The 3,979-nt window shown below is 78.1% G+C and carries 1 protein-coding gene and 1 pseudogene; both read left to right on the forward strand.

Going from position 1 to position 3,979, the window contains the following annotated elements; genetic code table 11:
• Nucleotides 1-1,548 (forward strand): annotated as a pseudogene (locus VR44_RS36995) (acyltransferase domain-containing protein); the annotation flags it as partial.
• Nucleotides 1,549-1,712: 164 nt separating this feature from the next.
• A partial coding sequence (locus tag VR44_RS37000) for an SDR family NAD(P)-dependent oxidoreductase (protein WP_169791085.1) occupies nt 1,713-3,979 on the forward strand: 2,267 nt, incomplete at its 3' end.

A 3,979-nucleotide genomic window follows, 5' to 3' on the forward strand; every position in this document is an offset into this window, starting at 1 on the left:
GGCTGGGCTCCCTCAAGTCGAACATCGGCCACACCCAGGCCGCCGCCGGAGCCGGCGGCATCATCAAGATGGTCCAGGCGCTGCGGCACGGACTCCTCCCCAGGACCCTGCACGCCGACGAGCCCACCCCGCACGCCGACTGGACGGCCGGCGCCGTCCGGCTGCTCACCGCACCCGTGGCCTGGGAGCCCGACGCCGACGGCCGGCCCCGCCGCGCCGGCGTGTCCTCCTTCGGCATGAGCGGCACCAACGCCCACGTCATCATCGAGGAAGCCCCCCACCCCGCGGCCGACGCCGCCGACGCCGCCACCCCGGCCGGCACCCCCGCGCCCCGGCCCCTGGCACCCGGGGCCACCGCGCTGCCGCTCGCCGCCCGCACCGTCCCCGCCCTGGAGGAACAGGCGGCCCGCGTCGCCGGCCCGCGTCGCCGCCCTCCTGCGCGAGGACCCCGACGCCGACCCGCGGGAGACCGGCTACGCCCTCGCCACCACCCGCACCCCCTTCGCCGAACGCGCCGTGGCCGTCGGCGAGGACCGCGACGAGCTGATTTCCGCCCTCGACGCCCTCGCCTCCGGCGCCTCCCACGGCGGTGCCGTCCGCGGTACCGCCGCCGCCCCCGCCCAGCCCGTGTTCGTCTTCCCCGGCCAGGGCTCCCAGTGGGCCGGCATGGCCCTCGGACTCCTCGACACCTCCGAGGTCTTCCGCGACCGGATCGCCGCCTGCGGCCGGGCCCTGGCCCCCCACGTGGACTGGGACCTCGAAGACGTCCTGCGCGATGCGGACGGCGCCCCGGCACTGGAGACACCCGACGTGGTCCAGCCCGTGCTCTGGGCCGTAATGGTCTCCCTCGCCGAACTCTGGCGCTCCTGCGGGGTCCGCCCCGCCGCCGTCGTCGGCCACTCACAGGGCGAGATCGCCGCCGCCGTCGTCGCCGGAGCCCTCACCCTCGAAGACGGCGCCCGTCTCGTCGCCCGTCGCAGCGCCCTGCTCCTGCGCCTGTCCGGACGGGGAGGCATGGTCTCCCTCCCCCTGCCGGAGACCGAGGCCGCCGAACGCGTCGCCCCCTGGGACGGACGCCTCGCCGTCGCCGCCGTCAACGGGCCCCGCACCACCGTCGTCGCCGGCGACCCCGACGCCCTGGACGCACTCCTCGAAGCCTGCGCCGCCGACGGCGTACGCGCCAAGCGGGTCCGGGTGGACATCGCCTCGCACAGCGCCCAGGTCGAATCCCTGCAAGGGGAACTCGCCGCCGAACTCGCCGCGCTGGCACCCGCCGCGCCCGCGATCCCGTTCTACTCGACGGTCACGGGCGGACCCCTCGACACCCCGCCGGACGCCGCCTACTGGTACGGCAACCTGCGCCGCACCGTCCGCTTCGAACAGGCCTCCCGACGGCTGCTGGCCGACGGGCACCGGGTGTTCATCGAGATCAGCCCGCACCCCGTACTGGTCTACGGGCTCCAGGACACCATCGACGACACCCCCGCCCCGGCCCCCGCCGCCGTCCTCACGACCCTCACCCGCACCGAAGGCGGCGCCCGCCGCTTCCTCACCTCCCTCGGCGAGGCCCACGCCCACGGCGTCCCCGTCGACTGGGGAACCGTGCTGGGCGAGGGCGCGCCGCGCCCCGGCCGGCCGACCCCCGCCCTGCCCACCTAACCGCCCCGGCCCCCACGGGCGGATCCGCCACCGACACCGGATTCTGGGACGCCGTGACCCGCGGGGACCTCACCACCCTCGCCCGGGACCTGGGCATCGACGAGGACGCCACCCTCCGCACCGCGCTCCCGGCCCTGAACACCTGGCACCGGAGCCGCCACGACGAGGCCGCCACCGAGGCCTGGCGCTACCGCATCGCCTGGAAGCCGGTGGCCGACCCGGCCCCGCCCACCGCCCCCGCCGGGGTCTGGCTCGCCGTCATACCGCGTGAACTGCCCGGGGACCCCGCCGTGGACCTGGCACTGGACTCCCTCGCCGCCCACGGCGCCCGGATCGTCCGGCTGGACGTGACGGGCGACGCCGACCGGCAGGACCTCGCCGACGCACTGCGCACGGCCGGCCGCGAAGCGACCGGCATCCTGTCCCTGCTCGCCCTCGACGAACGGGCCCACCCGGAGCACCCCGCCGTCCCGCTCGGCCTCGCCACCACCCTGCTCCTCGTCCAGGCACTCGGCGACGCCGCCCTGGACGCCCCCCTGTGGTGCCTGACCCGGGGCGCGGTCTCCACCGGCCCCGCCGACCCCGTCCGCGCCGTCCGCCAGGCACCGGTGGCGGCCCTCGGCCGGGTCGCCGCCCTGGAGCACCCCGGCCGGTGGGGCGGCCACATCGACCTGCCCGGCGGGGTACGCGCCACCGACGGCCGCACCGGCCGCAGGCTGGTCGCCGCCCTCACCGCCGGCGGCGACGAGGACCAGCTCGCCCTCCGCCCCGACGGCGTCCTCGCCCGCCGGCTGCTCCACGCGGCCACCACCGCGACGCCCGACGCCCCCGGCTGGCAGCCCCGCGGCACCGTCCTCGTCACCGGCGGCACCGGCCACATCGGCGGCCACGTCGCCCGCTGGCTCGCCGGCGCCGGAGCCGCCCACCTGGTGCTCGCCGGCCGCCGCGGCCCCGACGCCGAAGGCGCCGCGGAGCTCGCCGCCGAACTGCGGGCCCTGGGCGCCGGCGTGACCCTCGCCGCCTGCGACCTGGCCGACCGCGCCGACGTGGCCCGGCTCCTGGACTCCCTCGAGCCCCTGCCCCCGCTGAGCGCCGTCGTGCACGCCGCCGGCACCGGCACCCCCGCCATGCTCGCCGACACCACCGTCGCCGAACTCGACGCCCTCATGGGAGCGAAGGCCGCGGGCGCCGCCCACCTGGACGAACTCCTCGCCGACCGGGAACTCGACGCCTTCGTGCTGTTCTCCTCCGGAGCCGCGGCCTGGGGCAGCGGAGCCCAGGCCGGATACGCGGCGGCCAACGCCTTCGTGGACGCCCTCGCCGAGGACCGCCGGGCCCGAGGCCTGACCGCCACCTCCGTGGCCTGGGGCGCCTGGGGCGGCGGGGGCATGGTCGACACGGCGGCCGAGGAGCGGCTGCGGCTGCGCGGACTCGACCCCATGGACCCCGGCCTCGGGGTGCTGGCCCTGCGCCGCGCGGTCGAACGGGGCGACACCACCGCGGTCGTCGCCCAGGTGGACTGGACCCGCTTCGTCCCCGGCTTCACCGCCGCCCGGCCCAGCCCCCTCCTCGCCGACCTGCCCGAGGTGCGCCGTCTGACGGCCGCCGAGGACGGCGGGGCGGACGCCCCCGCCGACGGCGAACCGCCCCTGCTGCGCCGCCTCGCCGGGCTCGGCGGCGCCGACCGGGCCCCGGCCGTGCTGGAGTTCGTACGCTCCGAGGCGGCCGTCGTACTCGGCCACCCCTCCGCCGACGCGGTGGGGGAGCGGCAGGTCTTCCTGGAACTCGGCTTCGACTCGCTCACCGCCGTCCGCCTCGCCAAGCGGCTCGGCCGGGCCACCGGCCTCACCCTGCCCGGCACCCTGGTCTTCGACCACACCACCCCCACCGCCCTCACCGCCCGCCTCCTCGAACTCCTGGACCGGCGCCCCGGCGCCGACGGTGCCGGCACGCCCGCCACACCCGCCGGGGAGCCCGGGGAGGACCTGCTCGTCGGCCTCTACCGGCGGGCCGGCGAGACGGGCCGCCTCACCGAGGGCATCGGGATGCTCACCGCGGCCGCCCGGCTGCGACCCGTCTTCGACGCCGCCGACGCGGACGGCCACCGGCCCGTACCGGTCCGCCTGGCCCACGGCGACGAGGGCCCCCACCTCGTCTGCTTCGGCCCCTACATGGCCCCCTCCGGAGTCCACCAGTACGCCCGCTTCGCGGCGGCCTTCGGCGGCCGGCGCAGCATCTGGGGACTGCCCGAGCCGGGCTTCGGCCCGGGCGAGGCACTGCCCCGTGACGTCGAGGCCCTCGTCGAGGTCCACGTCGGGGC

The organism is Streptomyces katrae, assembly GCF_000966975.1.
Lineage (GTDB): Bacteria > Actinomycetota > Actinomycetes > Streptomycetales > Streptomycetaceae > Streptomyces > Streptomyces katrae.